The following is a 23,422-nucleotide window of genomic DNA, read 5'->3' on the forward strand; positions in this document are numbered from 1 at the left end:
TGGGCGGGCAGGGCGGGCAGGTGACCGAGCGATGAGCGACACGTCCGTGGCCGTCTCCCTTGACGGCCAGCCGCTGCCCTCCTCGGTGCTGGACCGTGTGCAGAGCGTCGACGTCAACGAGGCGATGGGCGCGCAGACCCAGGTCAGCATCGTGGTCTCGGCGCGCGTGGACGACACCAGCAACTGGAGCAGCCCGCTGGATTCGCTGATCGCCCCGTTCGCGAAGTTTGAGATCGCGATGACCCGCGGCAAGGACTCGCTGGTAGTGCCGTCCCGCGCCACCAGCGCCAGTTGGTCCCTGCAGGCCGGCGCGCTGTCCACCCTGACCATCGCCGGGCTGGACGCAAGCGCAGACCTCGACCGCGAGGAGCACGACAAGCCGTGGGGCGGGGTCAGCGACGCCGGCATCGCCAGATCGCTGCTCAGTCCGATCTGCACCCCGCAGGTCGGCACCACGCCGCAGCCCGACGGGACCGACACGTTCACCCGGCATCAACGCGGCACGGACTGGAGTTTCCTACGCACGCTCGCCTCCCGCAACGATTTCGACGTCTACGTGACCAGCGAACAAGGCCGGCTCATCGGCGTCTTCGACCGCATCGACCCGCTGGCCGAGCCCCAGGCGTCGCTTGACCTGGGCTACGGCTCGCTCGGTGGCACCACGTCCGTGAGTGTGCAGCTCGTGGCTGGGCAGAAGGTGCAGCTCACGTACAGCGCCGAGGGACAGGCCGAGCAGCAGGTCGCCACAAACGACGGCACCGGTAACGCCATGGGCTCGATCTCGCTGGGCGGCGCGACCACGGTGCTGCGGGACGAGCACGACCTGCCGGGCCGCCTGCCTCCGGACACCGCGGCGCGGGTGCTGGCCGAGAGTTCCGCCTTCGGCGCGAACCTGTCGGTGACGCTGTCGGCGCCGTCCATGCCGCTGGTGCGGGCTCGCCGCACGGTGACCGTCCGCGGGCTGGGGTCGCTGATCTCCGGCCTGTGGCTGGTGAAGTCGGTCCGGCACACGATCACGCCCGGCGGCCATACCCAGGCGTTGTCGCTGACCCGCAACGCGCTGGGCGACAGCTTCAGCTCCGGCGGCGTCCCCGGAAAGCTCGGCGCCGCGGTCAGCACGGCGGTGTCGCTGTGACCGACACGTCGATCGGCAGGGTGGACAAACCGTGATGGAGGGAGGCGGGCATGCCTGACCGGTACTGGGGCAAGTTCGAAGGGGTCGTCGTCGACAACGACGATCCGTCCGGCCTGTGCCGGCTGGACGTCCAGGTGCCATCCGTGCTCAGCCAGTCCACCGGCTGGTGCCGGCCATCACTGCCGTACGCGGGTAACGGCTCCGGCTTCGCGCTGGTGCCGCCCGTGGGCGCCACCGTGTGGGTGGAGTGGCCCGGCGGCGACCTCGGCAAGCCGCCGGTGTGGTCGGGTGCGGCCTGGACGTCAGGCAACGGCATCGACGGGGCCGGACCCGGGAAGATCTTGCTGGTCAGCCCAAAGGGGCACCGGGTTGAAATCTCGGACGACGACCAGTCGATCACCCTGAAGGCCGCCGGCGGGGCCTCGCTCACTATCAACGCCGACGGCATCGTGCTGGACAACGGGCAGGGCGCCACGGTCGAACTGACCGGCGGCACGGTGGCCCTCAACGGCGAGTCGTTCAAGGTCGGCTGATGGGCGACCCCGTGCTCACGAGCGCCTCGACGATCACCTGCCCGCACGGTGGCCAGGGTTCGATCTTGCCCGGCCAGACCACGGCATCCGCCGCAAGCGCGATCTGCACAAAGGAGGACCGGGTAACCATCGCCGGCTGCGGGTTCACCGTCGGGCCCAACCCGAGCCCGTGCGTCTCCGTGGAGTGGAAGACCGCCGTGTCGTCGGTTACCGCGGGCGGCACCGAGATCCTCACGATCGGCAGCACGGGCATCTGCATGAGCGCGGCCAACGTCCCGCAGGGCCCGGTCGTCCTGATCCCCGCGCAGGTGGCGGTGACGGCCCAATGATCCCCGCTGGAAGTCCAGGCTCCGGGAAGCCGGCAATGCCTGCGCGGCAGCCGTGGCGGCTGGGCACCGCGCGACGGTTGTCGCCCGGCGACTCCTTCGAGCACCTCGACGACCTTGTCCGCGCCGTCCTGCTCACCGGCGCCGGGGAACGACTCCACCGGCCGGGCTTCGGTGCGGGCCTGGGCGCGTCGACATTGTTCGAGCCGCTTTCCGATGCCCTCGGCGCGACCGTCGCGGCCCGCGCGCGCGGCAGCCTGACCGACGCGCTCGGTGACCGCATCCAGGTGATCGACGTGGTGGTGACCGTGGAGAACAACACCCTCTCTGCAGCCGTGACCTATCGGCCGCTGCCCGCCGGCACCAGCCGAAGCCTCACCCTGACTCTGCCGGGGGCGGCCCCATGAGCAGTCCCGACCAGTACACCCTGCCCGCTCAGCCGGTGGCCCCGCCCGTCGAGCGGCCCCGGGCGCTGTTCGACGGCACCGGCGGCGTGATCGGCCTGCGCGCGGCAACCACCCGCCTCGACGGTCCCTCCCGCCTCCTCGACGTCTGGCTCTACGGCGACCCACCCCCATCACACGCCGACCCGTCAAGGTGGATGTTGCGGCCCGCGCCAGGGGCGCCCCGACCCATGATCACGGCGGTGACCATCGTTCCCGCCGGTACAGACGCCGACGGCACCCCTGTTCCATCGCATTTCACGCTCACCCTGGACGGTGCCCTGCCCGGCCGGGGCGTCTACCAGCTGCGGCTGGACCCCGCCGGTCTCGACGTCGATCCGCTCCGGATCCATCTGCCGGTGCGGCTGCGGCCCGAGTGCGGGGACATCGCGGACTGCGTCGAAGCCCCGCCACCACGGCCGGCCCTGACCCCGCCCGACTACGACACCCTCGCGCGCGACTATCCCGCGCTGCGGGACATGCTCATCGAACGGCTGCGGTTCCTCGACCCGGCCGCGGATCTGTCGGCACCGGACCTGGTCCTCACCACGCTGGAACTCTTTGCCCACCTCGGCGATCTGCTGCACTACCGCCTGGACCGGGTCACCACCGAGGGCTGGCTGTCCACCGCGCGCCGCCGCGCCAGCGTTCTGCGGCACGCCCGAGCTGTGGACTACCCGGTGTATCCCGCGATCAGCGCGCGTACCACGGTGCAGGTCGTGGTCCGGCGGCGACCGGGCGGCGACCCGGCAGCGACCGTACTGCCCGGGGACCTGGCCACCGACGCGCCCAGCAGCGCCACCCAGATCAGCAGCGCAGCAACCTGCTTCACCCTCGACAGCGCCGCCCCGGTGACCGTGCTGAGCAGCTACGCCGAGGTTGCCCTCTACGACTGGACCGAGCGCGACGCCACTCTCACCGTCGGAGCCACCAGCGCCGTCCTGGTCCGGCCACCCACGGCGTCAATAGCGGGGGACTGGCTCGTACCCGGGGCCCTGCTCGCCTTCGAAGTGGTCGCCGTCGACGACACCACCCGCCAACGCGACTGGGCCACGGGAACGCAGGAAACCGCGGCGGACGACTGGCCCCGACAACCCCTCGCCAGCCAACCGGCCCAGGTGGTGTCGGTCACCGCGGTGACCCCCTTCACCGACCCGCTCAGCCCGGGCCTGAGCCTGATCCGCGTTTTCTGGGGCAGACATGAGGCACTGACCATGCCGGTGCCATGCAGCATCGACACCGGCGCCGACCACCAGGCCGGCGCGCGGGTAGGCGTCGCACGGCTCGGCCTGTTCCCCGCCCACCACGGCCTTGTGGTGGACGGCCCGGCCACCCTCGTGCCGGTGGACCGGCTCACCGGGTTGCCGGCGGACCCGGCAGTCGACGAGGTCGCCGACTACATGATGGTCGCCGCCGGTCCCGAAGCCGCGCCCGGACTCGCGCACACGCCCGGCGGGCGGCCCTGGCAGCTTGACGTCACCGTGACCCTGCCCAACGGCACCCGGGTGCACGCCGAACGGGTGACCAGCATGCTGCGAGCAGCCCCGGCCGGGTTCAGCGTCGTGGTCGACCCGGACGACGAGTTGCCCGCAACGCTGCGCTTCCGCACCGGTGCACTCGGCCTCGCACCCCCGGCGGGCAGTGTCGTCTCAGCCCGGTATCAAATCGGCGCTGGACCCGCGGGCAACGTCGCGGCCAACGTCACCCACCGGCTGGCCCGCAGTACGACCGCCGCCGGTGTGCCGTGCGACTGGCTGGACGTGTGCGACGCCGATGGCGTTGCCGTCACCGCCCGCAACCTGACGCCCGGCTTAGGCGGTGCCCACGCCACACCGCTGGACGACGTGCGACGCGACGCTCCGCAGGCCTACTCCGCCGTCCCCCGCCGCGCCGTGCTGACCGGGGACCTGCCGGGCTTCGCCGTGCAGGTGCCGGGCGTGCGGCGAGCCTCGGCACGCCGCTCCTGGTGCGGCTCCTGGCCCGTCGCGGTGGTGGCCTACGAGCCGCCTGCCCCCGACCCGGCCGAATCGGCCCGGGTCGCCACCCAGGTCCAGTCGGCGCTCGACACGGTACGAATGGCCGGCACCGAGGTGGTGAGCCTGGTGGCCACACCGGTCGGGATCCTGATCGCCCTCACGGTCTGCCTGTATCCCGGCTCGGACCCTGGCGCCAGCCGGGCCGCGATACTGGCTGCCCTACGACCCGGAACTGCGCAGGCACCCGGGCTGTTCGCGCCCGGCACCGGCCGAATGGGCGCCGACGTCTATCTGTCGGCGGTGGTCGCGGCGGTCGCGGCACTGCCCCAGGTCGACGCCGTCGCCGTCACCGAGGCCCGCCGCTTGACCGATCCCGCCGGGACGCTTCAATCCGTGCTGCCGATGGGCCCGACCGAGGTCGCAGTCTGCGACGACAATCCCGACGCACCCGACCGCGGCCGAATCCTGCTCACCCTGGAGGGTGGCCGATGATCGAGCCAAAGCCCCTCGTTCCGCTGCCCGACCCGCTGCCCGGCCTGCTCAGACTGCGCCGCCGCCTCGCCGACCGCACGGCGCTGCGCGACGATCTGCTGGCCCGGCTTGCCGCCATCCCCCGGACCGACGCCCCACCCACCGGCGGGGTCCTCGGAGGCGTGCTCGATATCGCCGGTGACCCGACCCTGGTCACACTCGCCGAGCTGTGGTCACGAGTGGCCGACGGAGTCGGCGCCTACACCGAACTGGCCGCGGGCGAGCTGTACCTGCGCACCGCGCAGGAATGGACCGACCTGCGCCGCGTGGTCGACCTCGTCGGCCACCGGCCGGCGCAACGAACGGCCGCCCACGGATTCATCCGGGCCGAAATCGCGCCAGGCACCTCACCGATGCTGCCCGCCAGAACCCAGGTGCAAGCGCCCGGCACACCCCAGCACGACGCCCAGACCTACGAGGTGGCCGTCGACACCCAGCTACGCACGGAGTGGCACGGCCTTACCCTCACCGCCGTCCCGGTTCCCAAAGCCCCACCCGGCAACCAGATCCGGTTCCTGGTCGACCCAGGGTTCCAGCCGCCCGACCGGGTTGTCCTCGTGTCCGAAGGCGCCGCCGCGCCGTTCCCCATGGCCTGGCAGGAATGGCTGGCGTGGATGATCGCGCTGATGACCGGCACACCCTTCTACGGGTCCACCGGCCAGGCCGTCCGCGGCATTGCCCGGGTCACCAAGCGGGCCAGCGACCTCGGCGCCACCCTGCTGGACTTCGACCGCTCGCTCGCGCCACTGCTGCCGCAGGCTGCCGAAACCAGCTATGCCGCCTACCGCCTGCGAGCTGAACTAACCCTCGCCCACCGGCTGGACACCCTGGCCTATGTCTCCGGCGACGCCGCCAAGACCGTGACCGCCCCCTACCCCGCCAGCGAGCAGGCTCAGCCCTGGGACACGAATTCCGTCCTGGTCACCGACGCCTCCCAGGTCAGCATCGGACAAACACTGATCCTGTACGCCGGGTCCGGCGGCTGCATGGTCACCACCGTCGACTCGATCACCCCGATGGACCGGCACGTGGCTCCAGGAACCATCAAGCGGGTAGCCCGGATCGGCCTGGCGCATCCGCTGCTCAACTCGCTGCGCACAGCCGGCTTGACGGTACTGCTCACCGACGACCGGCACGTGGCCCAGCACTACGAACTGCCAGACCTCACCCCAGCCGGGACCACGGCCCGGCTGCACCCGCGGTTGGTTCAGCTGCCGCAACGGCTCGCGGTGCAGACAGTCGGCCCCGACGGGCGGATCGGCTGGGAGCTGACCGGCTGCACCACCAGCGCCCTGGACGCGTCGGACGACCCCGGCGGTCAGCTGATCTCACTCACCGATCCGCGCGCCGGCACGATCAGCCGGGGCGCCGCCTCGGGCAACATCGCGGCCATCCGACACGGCGCGACAAAGAGAGAAGAACTCACCCTCAACACCCCGGCGGCGACCGCAGGCAGCCCATCCCTGGGCGGCGCCACAGCGATCATCACCGGCCCCGTGACCGGCGACCTCAGCGCCGACGGCACGGTCACCAGCAGCCTGGTCATCGACGTCGCAGGCGTCCGATACGACGAAGTCCCCAGCCTGTACGGACGCGCACCCGGAGACCTCGTCTACACCACGCGGCTGGCCGCTGACGGTCGGCTCGTGGTCACCTTTGGTAACGGCGTGGCCGGCGCGCTGCCCCGCGGAGGTGTCACGGCCACCTGGCGGACCGGCGGTGGCCTGGGCGGCGAGATCACCAGCGCAGAGATCAACACCTTGGTCAGCAGCGTCAACGGCATCCGCAAGATCGCCGGCGTCGGCGTGCTCACGGGTGCCGCCGATCAGGAAGACTCGCACCGAATGCAACGGGCGGCCGGCGCCCGGATCCGCGCCCTGGACCGAGCCGTCGGGCTGGCGGACCTGAGCGACCTCGCGCTCAACGTCCCCGGCACCACCCACAGCGTGGCCTGGCGAGGCTCCGGACCACCCGGATGCCCGTGCGGCCGCTCCGGTCTGCACGTCGCCGTCCTACGGATGACCGCGCACGGTGTCCGCCCGCCCGTTCCGGCCGAGCTGCTGGCCCTCAGCGGCTTCCTCGACGCCCGCCGGGACACCACCATCCCGCTGTGCATCTGCGCGGCTGTGAGCAGCGCCATCACGATCAAAGCGACCGTGCTGGGCGACCCCCGGCGGCTGGCGGCCGCGATCGCCGCCGACGTCGAGGCCACCCTGCTCAACGACGCCGGCCCCCTGGCTGCCCTCCCGCGTGAGCTGGGCGTGCCGCTGGACGGCAGCGACGTGATCGCCGTCGCGCAGCCGGTGAACGGTGTCCTCGGGATCACCGGCCTGGAACTGACCGGCGGGCTCACCGCCCCGACGCAGGGGGACCTGTCCCTGGGCCGGCTGCCGGCCGAACCCTACGAGCTGCTCTATGCCGGGGCCGTCACACTGGGGGTGCAGACCGGATGACCGCACTCCACGGACCGTCGGCACGATTCCTGGCGATGCTGCCACCCGCGCTGCTGGCTCCCGTTCCGCCGGACAGCACCTCGATCTTGCTGTCGCTGCTACAGGCCCTAGAGGAGCAGTGGCTGGAGTTGGCCAGCGACGTCGACCGGGTGCTGGATGACGCTTTTGCCGACAGCGCCGCCGACTGGGCCCTGCCGTACCTGGCGCAGGTCCTGGGCCTGCCACCGGATGTCGGGCGAACCGAGATCGGCTCGGTCACCGCGCTGCGCCGCCGTCGCGGAACGCCGTCGGCCATCGAGGACTTCGCCGCCGTCGTGACCGGTTGGCGGACCCGGGTGACCGAGGGCTGGCAAACCACACTCTGGTCCCAGCAACTGGGGCACCCCGTCCGGCGTACGGCCAGTCTCTCGATGCGCCGCCGGGAGCACCTGCTGGCCGGCACCGGCCTCGACCCGGCCCGCCGTAGTGTCACACCCGGCGGCTCGCACCATCCAGCCGCCGCCACGGCAACTGTCTTCCCCTGGCAGGTCAGGGGGTTCCATCTCGCCGAGGCATGCCCGCTGCCGGACGGCCGGCTCGCGTTGCATCCGCTCGGCCTGCCGGCACCGCTGTACCTGCGCCCCGACGCGCTAGTGATCGCCAGCGACGCCGAGGACGAGCGCCCGCCCGGCACCCCGCCGGCAGCGCGCCCGCCCCGGGGACCGGGCGAGCTGCCGCTGCGGGCGACCTGGCGGCTGATCGAGGCACTGGCACCCGATGAGGTGACGTACGGCCCGGTCTGGGAACTGGCCGCCGACCATCCCCTCGCCGCCGGTGGTGACGATGATCCGATGCTCCTGGCGATCACCGTGGGCGGATTGCCGGTGAACTGGCCTGACATCGGACTCACCAGCCTGCCGTCCACCGGAGGGCCGGTCCCCGGCGATGATCAGGTGCTGGCCGACCCGAACCGTGGCGTGCTGTCGGTGGGCGCAAACCTGACAGGAACGGTCCGGGCCACGTTCTACCGGCCCGCCGCCGGCGGAATCGGCGCACTGGCCAGCCAGGCCGAGGGCGATGACCGCACCGCAACGGTGATCGTGGTCGACCCCGCCCTGCATCCGCATGCGCCCGGGCAACAGGTGGTGGCAACACTGGACGACGCCGTCGCCGCCGCCCTGGCCCTGACGGGTACGCACACCGGACCCGGACCCGACGTCGAGATCCGGCTCGCCACCAACGACCGGCTGCCCGCGCCCGCCCCGATCACCGCGGCGCCCACGGTCACCCGATGGCGCATCATCGCACCCGCGGGGCTGGCACCGGTGATCACCGGGACCCTGTCGATCGCGTCGCCGGGACTGGACCTTGAACTGGCCGGTGTCTTCCTCGAGGGCGATCTGCAGATCGGCGCCGACGTCGACGCCGTGACACTGAGCGGAATCACCATGAATCCCTCGGCGGGCCGGACACTCTCGGTCGAGGCCGGAGCATGGACCCTGCGCCTTGCGGCAACCCGCTGCCACCTCGGCCCGATCCTCGCCGACCTGAGTGCGTTCCCGATCGAGCTGACCGACTGCATCGTCGATGGTGCGGGCGTGCCCATCAGCCCCTGCGGCGCACCACCGCCATCGCCCCCCACCGTGCCTGCCGTCAGCGCGATCGACAGGTTTCCACCCCAGCTGCGCGCGACGGCCTGCACCTTCGTCGGGCCCGTCGCGGTGGATACCATCACGGCCGCCGACTGCCTGTTCATGGACGGCGTCCGCGCGGTCGTGACCTCGGCCGGATGCCTGCGGTACTGCCACCTCGGCGACGCCGACGACCCCCTGGCGCACCCACCGCCGTTCCAATGCATCAGCGGCCCGCTGCCAGCGATCGGCTCCACCGGGGTCGAATCGGCCGGGTACTACGCGCCCGTGCTCACCGCACCCTCCGGAAGGGGAGCGGACCGGATCCTTACCGGCGCCTCGGACGGCGGGGAGATCGGCGCCTACCACCACGCCCGGCGCGGCCTGCTCGCCCTGCGGCTGGCTCAGCGGCTGCCGGAGATGACTCCGCTCACCGTGCACCCGCACCTGCACATCACCACCTCGGAGGAATGACGTGACCGGCGACTACACCTCAGTCCCACTGCGGCCGGGCGCCCGGTGGACCGGCGCCCGCATGCAGCAGGGCCGGGTCCTGCTGGACGGCGACTACAACCTGACTGTGGATGCCGCCAGCCGCGAGGCGCAGAGGCTGACAGTGGCGGCGGTCGGCCCGGCCGGAGTTGCGGACGGCAGCTCGGCGTTCCGCATCGGCTTTGCGACTGACGGCACGCTGCAGATCGGCGCCGGAGAGATGTGGATCGGCGGACTGCGGGCGGTCAACTCAACCCTGATCGCCTACACCATCCAGGAATCCGTGCCGCCCCTGCCCGCCAGCGGGAAGGCGCTGCTCTACCTGGACGCCTTCGTGGAAGAGATCCAAGCCGCCGAGAATCCGCCGGACCTGCTGGACCCGGCGCTGGACGGCATCGACACGATGACCCGCACCCGGGTGGGCTGGCGGGTGCGGGCCAAGCCCGTGAACGCCACCAGCTGCGCCGGCGCCGCACAGGCCATACCTCCGCTGGAGCTCAGCACCGGACTGCTCGACATCGTCCGCACCTCCCCGCCGGTGCCGATGGATCCCTGCGCACCACCAGACGACCCGCGCGGAAAGCTGCCCGACGGGTTGCTACGGATCGAGGTGCTCGACTCGGGTACCGAGTCGACTGCCCGCTTCGCCTGGTCCTACGAGAATGGAGCCGCTGCCGTCTCGGCCAGCGTCGTCGGGGCCGCGGCCACCCTCAAGCCGTCACCGGAGGTCACCTTCGTCTCCGACGACCTGGTCGAGGTCAGCACCCTGGTGCGGCGCGCGGACCGGGTGAACCACGGCCCGCTGTTCGTGGTGGACCACGTGCAGCCCGGCGCCGGCGGCAGCCTCGTCACGCTGAAGACCCCGGCCGCCGTCACGGGCTCACCGTCCGGGCTGTGCCTGCGCCGGTGGGACGGCCAGAGCATCGGGGCCGCAGCGGAGACCAAGGCCCTGCTCAACGGCGTCGACGTCGGGGTGGCGTTCCGGGCCGGTCCAGGCAGCTACCTGGCCGGCGACTGGTGGGCCGTGCGTGTGCGCGGTAGCAGCGCTGACGCCGTCGAGGAGTTGAGCGCCGCACCCGCGGACGGAACGCGGCACTTCGTGCAGTCGCTCGCCGTGGTCGACCTGGACGCCCGACAGGTGCTGACCGACTGCCGGCCCACGTTCCCGGCACTCACCGCACTCAAGGACACAACCTGCACCGTCACCGCATTCCCCGGAGACGACCTGCAGGTCGCCGCCGACAAACTCCCGGACTCCGGCGGTGAACTGTGCCTGGCAGCCGGCCTCTACCCCCTGGACAACCCGGTGATCATCAAGGGCAAGCGCCGGATCGTGGTCGCCGGGATCGGCCCCGCCACCGTGCTGGCCTGCACGGGCCACGAGAGCGTGGTGCAGTTCCACGGCTGCAGCGACATCACCGTGCGCGACCTGCGGGCTGAATCGGGCCTGGCCAGCACGCCGGAGCGACCCGCCGGTGACGAGCACCTACTGGGCACGCTGAGCTTCATCGACAGTTCCGATGTGACCGTCCGCGACTGCGAACTGGCCTGCCCGGACAGCGCGGGCCGCACGCAGTCGACGGTGTTCGCGGGCAGCTTTGAACGCGGACGGTCCACCGGGCAGGTGCGGGTGTTGAACAACCGGCTGGAGGTGGGCAATCAGCAGACTGGTGTGCTGGTCGTGTCCCCCGATGAGGTCACCGTGACCGGCAACGAGATTCGACTCGGGCCGGCGACGGACGACAGGGTGGGGTTCCATCCGCGGCTGGTGAACGAGCTGTCGCGCTTCGTCGGGTCGCACGTGGTGGCCAACGACTCGGAATCCGGCCACACCATTTCCCTGCCCGGTGGGGCAACCATGCGGGTGGCCGGTGCCACCGTGGTGCAGCGGCTGGCCGGCCAGTTCGGACGGACAGTGACCGAAAAGGCCCTGTCGCGCGGAACACCCCGCCAGCAGCTGCAACAATTCACCCGGCGGGCCCTGCTCGCCCCCGACAGCCTGGACCTCTCCCGCGAGGCGAATCGGTTCCTGACCGGCGCCGTCCGCTCCCGCAGCATGTCTCAGGGCATCGTCGTGGCCGGCTTGCGGGCCAACCACGTCCGGATCGAGGGCAACCAGGTCAGCGGCGTCCTCCAGGGCATCCACGTTGGGCTCGCCGGGTCAGGCGACGCCACCGCGGACGCCGGCCAGGTGGTGATCAACGGCAACCATGTCGCCTGCACCGTTCCCTTCTTCTGGACCAGGTCTCGGCACGCCTACTACGTCGGCAGCGTCCAGAGCCTGACGCTGACGCAGAACAGCGCCTCCCTGACCCGGATCGGCGGAGCTCTGAGCCTGCTGGGATCCATCGCCGGGTCACCGGTCGAGGCGGTCCGGATTCACGGCAGGCTCGGCTACCTAATACGGGTACAGGGCTTGGACCTGACCGGGCCGTTCGCGGCTGGGGTCGCGATCACGGACCTCTCAGTGTGGGGCAAGACGCCCCGGCTCTTCCACGTCAGCGACGTGATCAACATGTCCGGAACAGGCCCCGCCCTGGTCCCGCTGTCGATCCCACATGATCGGTGCGTGCCATGACCATGGCCGACCCAGCCCCGAGAGCGCGTGCGGCGGATGGGAACTGAGACCGCGAGCGCCGCGGCCCCCGCAGCAGCCCTGACCGGGTTCGCCCCGCGGCAGCTGTCCCGGCCCGGCGACGCCGCCGAACGCGCCGCGGACACCCTCGCGCGCCGGGCGCTGAGCGGGCAAACGCCGAGCCATCTGGCGCAGCCCGCGCACTGCGGCCACGAGACCGGTGCCTCGCAGCCGAACCACGGGCCGTACGCGCAGCCGGCCCGGCCCGCTGCGCTGCTGCCGCCCGGCACGCCACCCGCGGTCGCCAGCCGGACCGGGTACGGCCGCCCGCTGGCCCCCGGGATCGCCGCGACGTACGGCCGGCGACTCGGGGCGGATCTCAACAACGTGCGCATCCACACCGACGCGCCGGCCGCAGAACTCGCCGACCGTGCGAACGCCCGTGCCTTCACCATCGGCAGCCACGTGTTCTTCGGTGCGAACGAGTACGCCCCGCACACCCAGGCAGGGGAGCGGTTACTCACCCACGAACTGGCACACGTGGTGACGGCTCCGCCCGGCTCCGCCCAACTGCTGCGCGACCTGAAGAGTCCCGACGACGTGACGGCCCCGCGCGGCACCGTGACCAAGGGGGACGCCACCCAGAAGCAGAAGAGCGCCCAGGCCGAGCAATGGGACCGGCTGCAGGTGTTCGCCGGTGGTATGGACGCCGCCGCGCAAACCCTGGCCGCAGCCACCGCCAAGTTCGGCCGCAACTTCGTATGGATCGGCCTGACCGCCTCCTTCGTCAAGGCCTACGACCCGCAGGGCCGGCCGCTGGGCCCGCGGATCCCGTTCAAGCAAGGCCCGAAGCTCACCTTCAACCCAGGCATCTACGCCACCCGCCCCGACGGGTCCCTCGCGGCGATCGAAATCGAGGCCACGTCGGGCCGAAAGCGCCTCGACGTCGACGACAAGGGCCATGGACGCAGCGTGGTGGCCACCCGCCCGCTGACCAAGAAGGAGCAGGAGGCGGCCGCCGAGGAACAGGAGCTGGCGCAAAAGGAGGGCCGGACGCCGAAGGAGACCATCGGCCGCCTCGACCTGCACACGCAGCTGACCGAGCCGGACAAGTTACAGGCGATGGTCAACACGGTGTCGCAGGCCGTGGTGCTCTACTTCGTGCCGACGATCACCAGCGGCGGCGGCGGCAAGGGCGGCGGTGAGAACGCGACCGTCTACGCCAGCCCGATCGCCGGGCGCGGTGACGGGCAACCAGCCAACGCCCCGCCCTGGCCGGTCTCCATCGATGGCCCGAAGCTGGTGCCCAACGACTCCAGCCCGACGTACACGGCAAAGATCGACTGGTCGGCGAACGGCAACTTTTCACTCGCGTCCCAGGTCATCACGCAGGTCGGCGAGAGCATCCACTACCAGTGGGAGTACTTCGACATCACGAAGTACGCGCGTAAACAGATCGCCAAGGACCCAGCACACAGCAAGGACCAGGGCACCGACGAGGGCCGGACCACCGAGCAGCACATCGAGGACTTCAAGACCGCGAAGCGGGGCGCGGGGACGGACGTCACCGGGACCGTGGCGGCGCAGCGCGAGTTCAGGCGCGAATTCGAGGACTGGTGGAGGGACAACCGGCGCGCGGCGAGGGCGGCGCGCAAACCCCACGGTGAGACCACCGCCGAGCGACTGATGAACCGCGAAGCGAACCGGCTGACACTGGAACTCGCGCCGGTCTCGCTGCTGGTCACGACGGTCGGCGCGATCGCCCACTTCATCGCCGACCTGTTCTCCGGTCCTCGCCAGCAGCAGGAGGTCAACCTCGCCAAGGACGGCATCTACCTGATCCGAGTGATCACGACACCCGCCGTCCACGAGGACCGCGACGGCAAGCCGATCATCCGGCCGCCCTCGGTCGCCGGGCACATCGTCGAGGTCATGCCGATGGAGCGCGCGGTCAAGGAAGCCCTCGACGACCCGGCGGCGCAGATGGCGGCCCTGGACGCGGACATCACGCTCGCGGAGAAGACCGGCAACACGGCCAAAGCCGAGTACCTGCATGACCTGAAAAAGCGTGCCGAGGATCAGTACAACGCCTCGCCGGTGACCCTCCTGTCCCGACGGCTCGACGAAAAGCAGAAGGAACTCGCGAAGTTCCGCAAGGACTTCCCGTCCCTGTCGGCGTACTCCAAGGAGCGTGAGGTCGAGCAGCTCAAGGAACAGATCGCCCTATACGAGGCCAACGAGAAGGATCGGCTGGCGACCTTCAGCAAGGACGATCTCCACGGCACGGCGCCGCAGGCCATGACCCGCGTCAACGCCACCCTCATCTCTGAGGTCTCCGCCCAAGTCTACCCATTGATGATGACCGCCGGGCCGATGGGCGGAACCGGCAACCAGCATCGCTGGATGATCAACGACATCACGCAACTCGACACCGGCGGTGCCTACGTCGGTGAGCTGCGGGACACCCCCAGCGAAGCCTTCCATTCCGCACTGGAAAAGTTCGGCCGCAGCGCCGCCTACGGCCGGGGTACCGTCGGCGCCCGCACCGCCGGCCTCCCCGGGATGGAGAAGGGCGCCAAGCGCGAGTTCCAGGTCAGGAGCGAGCCGGCCGACACAGCCCTGGCCCTGAAGCGCATCGACGACCTGGTGATGACTCTGGCCGCGGTCGGCCTGTTCGTCGCCTCAGCGGGTACCGCCAGTGCGGTGATTGGCGCGGTGGCGGCCGGGGCACGGCTGATCCAGCGCTGGAAGACGCACAAGCTCTCGCTCAACGGCGAAACGGTGGGCGACGTGCTAGGTGTGCTCGGCGGCCTGGGCGCGACCGGAGCGCTGGTGGCCGGCCTGCGGGTGGAAAGGCTGGGTCGGGCCTTCACGATGCTCGAGGAGGGCGGCACCAGCCCCGCCCAACTCGCGCGCGCCGCCGAGGCGCTCAAGGGCGCGCAGACGCTCATGAGGGCCGCGGAGGTGGCCAACGAAGCGATCGGCTACGCGGGCCTGCTCTGGGGCGACATCGCGTTCGTCGACGAGATGTTGAAGATCAACGCCGCCGAGAACGACCCAAATTCCGGAATGACCCACGCCGCCGCCCGCCGCGCCCGGGCCGACGCGCTGAACTCGGCGATCCAGAACAACGGGTTCTTTCTCGCCGGGAACATGCTCAAGTACCGTGCCGAAGCCAAAGCCGCGAACAAGGCCGTGAACGAGCAGACCGGGGCGGCCAAGAAACCCGCGGTGGAGAAGCCTGGCGGTGGCGAGAAGCTCCTGCCAGCCGAACGCGCGGCCGCCGACCAACTGCCCGCGGACCAGGCTCCGGCCAAGACCCCGGCGGAAAAGGCGCCGGGAAAGGAGGAACCAGCACCGAAAGGTCGTATCGAGGAGCAGCCGACCCAGGAGACCGAACAGCTCCGGCGGCAGACAGCGGAGAAGGCCCCGATCGAGGACCGGCCGCCCACCGCGGCCGAGCTGAAAAACGCGCTGCCGGAGGACCTGCGCAGCCTGGCGGTCATCGACGACAGCCTCACGGGCAACCGGGTGACGGTGGAATGGGTGCCCGACGAGAGCGGGCTGGTCGGCGAAATCAAGATCAGGATCAGCCCCGAGGCGACCCCGCGGATGGTGGCCTTGCACGAGGCCACCGTGCGGACGATGCAGAAGTACCAGGGCTTCCTCGGCCGGGTCCGGGTGGCCCTGGCACGGATCATGAACCTGCTCGGCAGGGAGACGCCAACTCCAGGCAACAAGCCACTCTTCGACGCTCAGCTCGAGATCGGCAAGCTGCCGAAGATCATCAACGACCACCTCACAGCCATGGAATCCCTGACGGGCAATGCCCGCGAGGAGGCCGAGGCACATCTCCACAGCCTGCGCGGCCAGCTCGAGGAACACCTCGGCAAGCTAGAGATCGGCGACCTCACGGCCAGCAGTGGCGTCAGCGCACGCGGAGTGGCCAAAAAGGACCTGGCCAGGTACAGGGAGTTGCTCAATCGGCTCAAGACCCAGACGCCAGGCGAGAACGACCACATGGCGACCCGCTGGGAGATGTACCAGCTCGACCACGGCGAACTGCCCAGGGCCACCTGGGAGAAGATCTACCGCTCGAACATGGAACGGGCCAACCGCGCCAACGAAATCGTCGCCGCCGAACGGACGCGACTGGGATGGGCCAAGAACGAGTACGTGGTCCCCGGGTTGCCCGGCGACGAGGTACGCCGGCTCGACCTGGCGGAGCCAACGTCGCAGAAGGGCGCCGAGGTCAAGGCCTACACCGGCGAGACGGTCTGGCTGAGCAAGGACGTCAAGTCGGAGGTCGCGCGTGACGCCAAGATCGTGAACCTCCTCGGCTGGGAGATGACCTGGATCTTCATTGACTGCGAACCGAGCGGGCCGCTGAGGTCGGCACTTCAGACGGCGGGCATCACGATCGAGCTGCGAACAAAATCGGAGCGAAGTTCGCGCTTACTGGAGCTCATACCGCCACCCGTCAAAAAGCGGTAGCGGAGGGCCTGGAGATGGTGCCGCCCGTGCCAGAATGGCAGGCATGAGCCTTGCCGCCATGCGCATGCACTCGCGAGAGGAGTTCCAAACCTGGCTCGCCCAGGATCTGGATGTGCGGGAGGAGTTCTACGACATGCTCGGCACGGAACTCGATGTGGACGTGCCATCCCTCGATCAGCTCGAGGCGTTCCTCCTACCCCGATATCCCGGCCCGGATGCCATCCTGGCGCTGGACCAGCGCGGGATCGCCGACGCCGCAGCCCGGCATGTCGGCCGTGTGCTGGTGCTGAACGTCGACGACGCCGTCTGGGACATCGACCTCGACAACGAGAAAAACGTGTGCTACCGGCTGCCGGTAGTCCGGATGTCCGACGGCTTAGAGGCCTGTCCGCTGACCATGGTCACCGCAAGCCTCGACCGGAGGACCGGTCGTTTCCTGCGCGACCGTGCCGAGGCGCTGCAGGATGCCTACAACGGCGACGACTCCGACGGCCAATCCCAGCAATGAACAGGGAACGAGAGTAGCCAAGGTTGAAGGCCCGGGTCATCGAACGGTTCGGCGACGGGTCCTCGGGGCGCCGTTGCATTATCGGATCGGCGGACGTGTTGAACCCGTGCCGGGTCCCGGTCAGATCGCGTGGGCGAGTTCGGTGAACGCCGCGGCGACTCGCAGAGCGGTCGGGGTGTCGACGGCGAGTTCGTAATGTCCGCGTCGGAGGTTCTGCATGAACGCGTGGCCGGCGAGGATCACCTGCGCTGTCTTGTCCGTTCGTAGCCCGCGCATCGGTCTCAACCGCTGTTTGAGCCGGCCGTGGTCAGCCTCGATCGGGTTGTTCGCGTACTACTCGACGTGGTGCCACGCGGACGGGATCAACGCATCCAGCACCCTGGGGAGACCGCGGCGGCGTCGGTGACCACCTCCGTGGGTGTCACCTTCAACGCCGACAATGCTCGTCGGAAGAACCGTCGGGCCGCGCCGGCGTCCCGGCGGACCGACACCAGCACCTCGATGACCTGCCCGTACTGGTCGACCGCCCGGTACACGTACCGCCACATCCCGTTGACCTTGACGTAGGTTTCGTCGACGAACCACCTGTCGCCTGGTGAGTGCCGGCAGAAGCGGGCGGCGTCGGCCAGCAGCGGGGTGAATCGCTGCACCCAGCGGTAGACGGTGACGTGGTCGACCTCCACACCGCGTTCGACCAGCAGCTCTTCAACATCCCGATAAGACAAGCAGTAGCGCAGATACCAGCGCACCGCGACCACGATCACCTCCGGCGGGAACCGGAATCCGGCGAACGCCGATTTCGGCGGCAGCCACGGGCCAGGACGAGTCGATGACGTCACTGCTCAAGCCTGCCTCGATCTTGCCAACGCTCAACGCAACGGAGCCCCCGGCCGGCAGCAGCTCCGCACCTGAGGCACCCCAATGCCGTTCTTGCTTTCAGCGTTCCTGTGGGGGCGAAACAGGGACACCGAGGGCAAGATCGGCGTGTGCTCGGGCGTCGGCGGACCAGTGGGGGGCGTTCCACTGGTCGGCGATGGCGGCGGCCTGGGCGAAGTGGGCGGCGGCCTCGTCGTCTCGGCCGAGGAGGAGGGCGAGTTCGCCGAGCGTGTGGGCGACCGGACGCAGGGCCAGCGACAGGCTCTCCGCGCCGGCCGGGGGACCGTCGCGGTGGGGGAGCAGTTCCGCGTAGATCTCCGCGGCGGCGTCGCGGTCGTTCAGTGCGACGATCGCCATCGCGCGCAGGCTCGTCAGGAAGGTGAAGAAGAAGTCAGGCCGGATCGGGCTCGGTGACGTGCATGCCTCGTCGCTGCGGCCGGCGGCGTGGAGGGCGAGCGCGAGCAGGTCGGCGACCATCGGGCCGAGCGCCTCGTGGAGAGCGCGCACGTCGTCCAGGTGGTCGCCGAGCGTGCCGTCGTTCAGCCAGATCGCCGCCAGCGCGAGGCGCAGGAAGCCAGCGTGCACCGATCCGGCGCGTTCCATGTGTGCGGTGGCCTCGGTGTAGAGGCGCTCGGCGTCGGTGAACCGGCCCTCGATGAGCACCAGGGTCGCCAGCGCGATCTCGGCAGCGCTGATCGCCTCCGGCATCCGGTAGGCGCGGGCGAGGTCGAGCGCCTCCCCGGTCACGCGGCGCATGGTCGCGGGGTCGTTGGCCGCGGCGGCGTTCGCGGCCTGGTTGAGCAGCCCGGTCACGCGGTAGACGGGCAGGTCGTGCTCGACGCCGATCTCCACCAGCTCGCGGGCGTACTCCTCCCGCCCGGGGTCGCTAGCCAGGACCAGCAGCGCTGCGGCCCGGAGGCGGGGATCGGTGGTGAGGTCGAGGGCTTCCCGCGCCGCCGCCATGACCGTCGGATCGTCCTCGCCCACCAGCTCGTTGGCGTACGCGATGAGCAGCCGGGACCGCACGTCGGGGGCGAGGTCGGTCCGCTTGAGCAGGCGGCTGAGGCGGCCGACGATGGGACGGTCGACCGTGCCGTACGTGCGGGCCCGCCAGGGGGTGGGCTCGGTCCAGGCGGTGAACGCGGCGATCATCAGGTCGTCGCGGCCGATCGACTCGGCGTACTCCACGGCCTGCTCGCGTGTGTCCCTGGCCGCAGCGACGGCCCCGGCCCTGATCTGCGCGCGCAGCAGCCTGCCGAGCAGGCCGACGCGCTCGTCCGGTTCGCTGGAGTTGGTGACGGCGTCGGTGAGGAGTGCGGCCGCCACGTCGTGGGCGTAGCGCGCCTCGGCCAGTTCGGCGGCCCGTACGCAATAAGCGACGGCCTTCGGTGATCCCGCTCGCGCATAGTGATGGGCGAGCGCCGCGACGTCGCCAGTGCCCTCCAGGGCGGCGGCGATCCGGGCGTGCATCCTGGTGGCCCGCAACCGGGTGACGTCGGTGACCAGCGTGTCCCTGACCAGCGCGTGAACGAACCGGACGCGCCCGGGCTCGGGTTCGTCGAGCAACCCGGCGATGACGCCCGCGTCCAGCGCGTCCAGCACGCCGTCCTCGTCGGAGTCGGCGGCCTGCACGAGCACGTCCACCGAACTCTCCCGGCCGGCCACCGCCGCCAGCCGCAGGACGGACACGGCGCTCTCGGGCAGCCGTGCCAGTCGGCGCCGCAGCACGTCCCGTACGCCCTCGGGGACCTCGGAGAGCGCGACCAGCGCGCCCTCGCCGGTCAGCAGCCGCGCGCTCTCCCGCACATAGAACGGGTTGCCGCCGGTTCGCTCGGCGATCCCGGCCACGGTCGCGTCGTCGGCCTCGCACTCGGCACGTACGAGCTCCGCGACGGCGTCGCCTTTCAGCCCGGGCAGGTCCAGCCGGAGGGGCGCGGTGCGGGCGAGGGACCCCAGCGTTTCGGTGAGGCGCGCGCTCTCGTCCGCGCGGTACGCCGCGACGACCAGGATCGGGGCCCGCGCGCCGACGCCGCCACCGAGCAGTTCCAGCGTGGCGGCGTCCGCCCAGTGGAGGTCGTCCAGGACGACGGCGACCGGCCGTTCGGCGGCGGCCGCCGCGAGCCAGTTCCACACGGCCTGCCGGAGCCGGAACCGCCCGGCCGCCGCGTCATCGTCCACCGGCGCGGAGTCGGAGAGCAGCGGCGCCAGGTCGTCCGCGAACTTACCCGGAGGAACGCTCACGGCCACCTTCCGCAGCGCCTCGACCCACGCCCACGCGGGTGGCGCGCTGTCCACCTCGGGACAGCGCCCGGCGGCCACGAGCCACCCGTCCTGTCCGAGTCGCGCGCCGAGGTGCTCCAGCAGCGTCGACTTGCCGAGCCCCGCCTCCCCGGTGACGAGCGCGACGCGCGCCCCATCGGCGGTGGCCTCCCCGGCGGCCGCCACCAGCGCCGCGAGCTCGCCCTCCCGCCCCACGAACGTTGTCGCGCGGGGCCCGTTGTTCGGAGGCGGCGGCGCGGTTGCCCAGGGCCGGGGCGTGTCCGCGGGAGGCGGAGGGACGGCCGCGCGGAGGACGTCCGTGCGCTGGGTGAGGATCGCCTCTTCCAGGGCCACCAGGTGCGGGCCGGGGTCGAGGCCCAGCTCGTCGGCGAAGGTGGCGCGGGCGCGGCGGAGCGCCGCGAGGGCGTCGGCCTGGCGGCCGCTGCTCCACAGCGCGAGAGCGTGCATGCGCCAGCCCCCCTCGCGCAGGGGAGCGTCGCGGGTGAGGCCCTCCGCCTCGGGTACCACCGCCCCGGGGTCGCCGAGCCGCAGTCCCGCGGCGATGTGCAGTTCGCGGGCGACCAGGCGCAGCTCGTTCATCCGGGCGGTCTCGGCGGCGGCCCACGGCTCGTCGGCGACCTCGGCGAACGCGGGTCCGCGCCACAGCGCCAACGCCTCGTCCAGCCGAGCGCGGCTGTCACGGGGATCGGTGAGCGTACGGGCCTCGTCGAGCAGCTCCTCGAAGCGCCATGCGTCCACCGCCCCCGGCGGCAGCCGCAGTGCGTAGCCGGGCGACGCGCTCACCAGCAGGCGGGCCGGGGCCCGCGGCGGGCGGCCGGGTTCCAGCAGGCGGCGCAGGTTCGACACGTACGCCTGCAACGACGCCAGGGCGCGCGACGGCGGTTCGCCGCGCCACAGATCCTCGACCATCCGGTCGACCGGCACGACTTGCCCGCGCGACGCCACCAGCAGGGCCAGCACGCTGCGCTGCCGCGGTCCGCCGAGGGGAACGGGCTCGCCGCCGGCCTCGGCCGCGAACGAGCCCAACACCCTGATCAAGACCATGAGGTGACACATCGTACGCGCGGCCGCCGCACGCGTTCCAAGTCGGCTCCAAGTGGTTTCCAAACCCCCGGGAGCAGCCTTGAGCACGTCGAACAGAACGGATGAAGGGCAGGAACAGATGAGCGTCAACACCCAGGACATGGAGATCGTCCACCGCGCCTTCCGCCGCGAGTCGCGGCTGCTGATGGAGCTCGTCGCGGCGGTCGCCCCGGGTGACACCGCTCGCGCCAAGGTGATCGCCGATCACTTCCGCGACTACCGGCTGGGACTGAAGAACCACCACGAGGGCGAGGACGAGTTGCTGTGGCCGCCGCTTTTGTCCCGGGTAGATCTGGAGGCGGACATCGTGCTGCGCATGGAGGCCCAGCACGAGCGCGTCGCGGCCACGCTGACCAGGCTGGACGCCGCAGTCCCGGCGTGGGAGGCCACCGCCGGGGCGGACGAGCGCGACACCCTCGTGGCGGTCCTCGCCGATCACCGGGCGGTCCTGCTCGAACACCTCGACGACGAGGAGGCCACTCTTCTTCCGCTCGCGGCCGAGCACATCACCGAGCAGGAGTGGGCCTCCCTGGGCGACCACTTGGTGGCCAACACGCCCAAGCTCACCCTGCTCACGCTCTTCGGCCTCGTCCTGGAGGACGCGAACCCGGCCGAGCGCGCCACGCTCCTGTCCGCCCTCCCCGCGCCAGTGCGCGGCATCTGGCACGTCATCGGCCGCCCCCGCTACGCCCGCCACATCCGCCGCATCCGCGCCGCCTGACCAGACCCCAAAACCCACCCACGACTCACCAAGCTCACCGAAGACTCGCAAGGAGAAGAACAATGTCGCTGAAGAAGATCAACACCGCCCTGGCCGCCGCCTTCATCCTCTTCATCCTCTGGTTCGGGACGGAGTTCATCCTGAGCCCAGAGACGACCGCGCCGAGCTTCGGCCTGCCGAGCTGGCCGTCCGGCGACGGCGACGGCTTCCTGATTATCAAAGGAATCCGCGACGTCGTCTTGGCCCTGGTCCTGGGCATCCTGCTGGTGACGGGCCACCGCCGCGCGCTGGGCTGGGTGCTGCTGGTGGAGGCCCTCGCCGCATACGGCGACATGACCAACGTGCTGGCCCACCACGGCTCCGTGGCCACCGCGCTCGGCGTCCACGGCCTGACCGCGACGCTGATGGTGGTCAACGGCCTGCTGATGATGCGCGAGACCCGCAAGGTCGCGGCCGCTCCGGCGACGCCCGCCCCGCAGCCCGCCTGATGCCATCGCCCCGCCGAGGGCCAATCGGGGAATTGAAGGGACAACTCACGCTCAGCAACATCCCCACTGTGCTCGCCGGACCGATCGGCGCCGTGGTGATGCTGGCGATCAGTGTGCTCCTGCTCGTCGCGTAAACCGCGTGGTCCGGCAGGCGCATTGCCGAGAACATGAAGAGGAAACGACTATGACGATCAACGATGTGCGCGGTGTCCTCAAGGGGCGCGTGCTCCTGCCTGATGACGACGGCTTTGAGCAGGCGGCAACTGCGTGGAACCTCACCGTCAGGCAGCCGGTCGCGGCTGTGGTGGAGGCCGCGGACGCCGATGACGTGGCGGCGCTCGTGCGATACGCACGGCGGGCGGGCTTGACATCCTCCCGGCCCTGAAGGGACCGGGATTCCCACGGTCGCCCGTGAGGTTTCCTGTTTCACCGCCGATTGCCTTTCCGGGAGGATTTCCCTTGAGGTCTTACGTCAGCTCCGCAGGCGTTTTACCTCTCCGCCAGCCCGGCGGCGAGGATGTTCTTGGCTGCGTTGATGTCCCGGTCGTGCTCGACCCCGCAACCAGGGCACGTCCAGGAGCGGACGTTGAGGGCGAGGGTGGTGTTGATCCGCCCACAGGTCGAGCAGGTTTTGGACGTGGGCAGCCACCGGTTGACGGGGATCACCTTCCGCCCGTACCACTGGGCTTTGTACTCCAGCATGCTGCGGAACTGACCCCAGCCCGCGTCGGAGATGACGCGGGCCAGGCGCCGGTTGCGGAGCATGTTGCGCACGCTGAGGTCTTCGATCGCGACCGTTTGGGTTTCACGGACGAGTCGGGTGGTCAGCTTGTGCAGGTGGTCCCGCCGCCGGTCGGCGATCCGGGCGTGGATGCGGGCCACCTTCAGTCGGGCCTTG

15 protein-coding genes and 1 pseudogene are annotated in these 23,422 nt (G+C 70.8%); 13 read left to right on the forward strand and 3 right to left on the reverse strand.

Annotation, left to right across the window (positions count from 1 at the left end):
- Window positions 1-31: 31 nt before the first annotated feature.
- From ACY34I_RS33085 to ACY34I_RS33130, 10 genes are read left to right on the forward strand one after another with little or no spacing between them, the layout of a single operon-like run.
- Window positions 32-1,135, forward strand: a complete 1,104-nt coding sequence (locus ACY34I_RS33085; protein WP_462759107.1) for a hypothetical protein — start codon at window positions 32-34, stop codon at window positions 1,133-1,135.
- Between the two features lie 50 nt (window positions 1,136-1,185).
- Window positions 1,186-1,668 (forward strand): phage baseplate assembly protein V, encoded by a 483-nt coding sequence (locus tag ACY34I_RS33090; RefSeq protein ID WP_462759108.1) that lies wholly within the window; start codon window positions 1,186-1,188, stop codon window positions 1,666-1,668.
- Entirely contained in the window at window positions 1,668-1,997 is a 330-nt protein-coding gene (locus ACY34I_RS33095) for a hypothetical protein (RefSeq protein ID WP_462759109.1), read from the forward strand. The genes ACY34I_RS33090 and ACY34I_RS33095 overlap by 1 nt, the downstream gene beginning before the upstream one ends.
- 35 nt (window positions 1,998-2,032) lie before the next feature.
- On the forward strand, window positions 2,033-2,401 hold the full coding sequence (locus ACY34I_RS33100; protein WP_462759110.1) for a hypothetical protein: 369 nt from the start codon (window positions 2,033-2,035) through the stop codon (window positions 2,399-2,401).
- Complete coding sequence (locus ACY34I_RS33105) at window positions 2,398-4,905, forward strand: baseplate J/gp47 family protein (protein WP_462759111.1); 2,508 nt, start codon at window positions 2,398-2,400, stop codon at window positions 4,903-4,905. Before ACY34I_RS33100 ends, ACY34I_RS33105 begins: the two co-directional genes overlap by 4 nt.
- Window positions 4,902-7,397 carry a baseplate J/gp47 family protein gene (locus ACY34I_RS33110; RefSeq protein ID WP_462759112.1) on the forward strand — a complete coding sequence of 832 codons (2,496 nt, stop codon included), beginning with the start codon at window positions 4,902-4,904 and terminating at the stop codon, window positions 7,395-7,397. Before ACY34I_RS33105 ends, ACY34I_RS33110 begins: the two co-directional genes overlap by 4 nt.
- Entirely contained in the window at window positions 7,394-9,481 is a 2,088-nt protein-coding gene (locus ACY34I_RS33115; protein ID WP_462759113.1) for a hypothetical protein, read from the forward strand. Before ACY34I_RS33110 ends, ACY34I_RS33115 begins: the two co-directional genes overlap by 4 nt.
- A 1-nt stretch (window position 9,482) precedes the next feature.
- Window positions 9,483-12,077 carry a hypothetical protein gene (locus ACY34I_RS33120; RefSeq protein ID WP_462759114.1) on the forward strand — a complete coding sequence of 865 codons (2,595 nt, stop codon included), beginning with the start codon at window positions 9,483-9,485 and terminating at the stop codon, window positions 12,075-12,077.
- A gap of 36 nt (window positions 12,078-12,113) precedes the next feature.
- Complete coding sequence (locus ACY34I_RS33125) at window positions 12,114-16,568, forward strand: eCIS core domain-containing protein (RefSeq protein WP_462759121.1); 4,455 nt, start codon at window positions 12,114-12,116, stop codon at window positions 16,566-16,568.
- Between the two features lie 43 nt (window positions 16,569-16,611).
- Complete coding sequence (locus tag ACY34I_RS33130) at window positions 16,612-17,076, forward strand: hypothetical protein (protein WP_462759115.1); 465 nt, start codon at window positions 16,612-16,614, stop codon at window positions 17,074-17,076.
- A 120-nt stretch (window positions 17,077-17,196) separates the two neighbouring features.
- Here ACY34I_RS33130 and ACY34I_RS33135 read toward each other — a convergent pair.
- Both ACY34I_RS33135 and ACY34I_RS33140 read right to left on the reverse strand, forming a co-directional pair.
- A pseudogene (locus ACY34I_RS33135) lies at window positions 17,197-17,885 on the reverse strand (IS6 family transposase).
- Between the two features lie 127 nt (window positions 17,886-18,012).
- Window positions 18,013-21,276 carry a BTAD domain-containing putative transcriptional regulator gene (locus ACY34I_RS33140; protein ID WP_462759116.1) on the reverse strand — a complete coding sequence of 1,088 codons (3,264 nt, stop codon included), beginning with the start codon at window positions 21,274-21,276 and terminating at the stop codon, window positions 18,013-18,015.
- Between the two features lie 118 nt (window positions 21,277-21,394).
- On the opposite strand from ACY34I_RS33140, the gene ACY34I_RS33145 reads away from it, so the two are divergent.
- The 3 genes from ACY34I_RS33145 to ACY34I_RS33155 all read left to right on the forward strand — a co-directional run bounded on the left by ACY34I_RS33145 (window position 21,395) and on the right by ACY34I_RS33155 (window position 22,909).
- A complete protein-coding gene (locus tag ACY34I_RS33145) occupies window positions 21,395-22,036 on the forward strand; it encodes a hemerythrin domain-containing protein (protein ID WP_462759117.1) in 642 nt (213 codons plus the stop codon).
- 62 nt (window positions 22,037-22,098) lie between these two features.
- Window positions 22,099-22,524 (forward strand): DUF4267 domain-containing protein, encoded by a 426-nt coding sequence (locus ACY34I_RS33150; protein ID WP_393081235.1) that lies wholly within the window; start codon window positions 22,099-22,101, stop codon window positions 22,522-22,524.
- A gap of 184 nt (window positions 22,525-22,708) precedes the next feature.
- The gene (locus ACY34I_RS33155; RefSeq protein WP_462759118.1) at window positions 22,709-22,909 is read left to right on the forward strand and encodes a hypothetical protein; all 201 of its coding nucleotides are present in this window, start codon (window positions 22,709-22,711) and stop codon (window positions 22,907-22,909) included.
- A gap of 104 nt (window positions 22,910-23,013) precedes the next feature.
- On the opposite strand, the gene ACY34I_RS33160 is transcribed toward ACY34I_RS33155, so the two are convergent.
- On the reverse strand, window positions 23,014-23,422 hold a 409-nt coding region (locus ACY34I_RS33160), incomplete at its 5' end, for an RNA-guided endonuclease TnpB family protein (RefSeq protein WP_462759119.1).

The organism is Micromonospora sp. RTBAU3-60 (assembly GCF_054963695.1).